Below are 539 nucleotides of genomic sequence, written 5' to 3'. Positions count from 1 at the left end.
TCCGTGGTGTCCTGTAAGATCAGGATAGGACCGTTGGTGGCCTCGAAGCGCAAGCCAGTGGCGGCGAAATGACCCTCAAGAATCTTGTCTTCGCTGACATTCTCATTTGAAAAGAAACGGTATGCCGCCTTGGTGTTCGACCAGTCTTGGAACGCCGTGGGCAGCGATTTTCCCGGACGACCTCCAAGGGTCGCGAGCATTGCTTCAAGCCGCCGGTTCAATCGAACATCTCCCAGATCACATCTGGCAGTTTCCGTCCCCACCCAATTCTGTCCCATATCTGCACCTCATTCATTCGGTGCCACATGACGAATCATGCTCGGGGCTGCGCGGGCAAGAGCAAGACTGATGGGTGAATCAATTCGTCGCACCAAACTTATGGGTAACTGCAAGATCAATGGAGCGGCTACGCTCAAAGAACCATTGAGTACAGTGAATCTGGTCGGTTTCATGATAGTGAGCGGCGTTCCTTTAATGCTCTGGCGGACCCACTGTGCTATAGATAGTCGGTATGTCGTTGCGAGGAGGAAGCGCGCGAC

The 539-nt window shown here is 53.6% G+C and carries 2 protein-coding genes; one reads left to right on the top strand and one right to left on the bottom strand.

The window, feature by feature from the left end; translation table 11 throughout:
* Window positions 1-278 (bottom strand): IS4/Tn5 family transposase DNA-binding protein (locus A3722_RS14950; RefSeq protein ID WP_150120499.1); only part of this gene is annotated, 278 nt, incomplete at its 3' end.
* A 70-nt stretch (window positions 279-348) separates the two neighbouring features.
* Between A3722_RS14950 and A3722_RS24835 the strand changes: the two genes are divergently transcribed.
* Window positions 349-539, top strand: a 191-nt coding sequence (locus A3722_RS24835; protein WP_236627427.1) for a hypothetical protein, incomplete at its 3' end; no start/stop codon positions are given.

The organism is Sulfitobacter sp. HI0027, from assembly GCF_001634775.1.
In the GTDB taxonomy this organism is placed as follows: domain Bacteria; phylum Pseudomonadota; class Alphaproteobacteria; order Rhodobacterales; family Rhodobacteraceae; genus Sulfitobacter.
The sequence above is the reverse complement of the archived record's forward strand: the minus strand, read 5'-3'. Positions and strand labels throughout refer to the sequence as shown.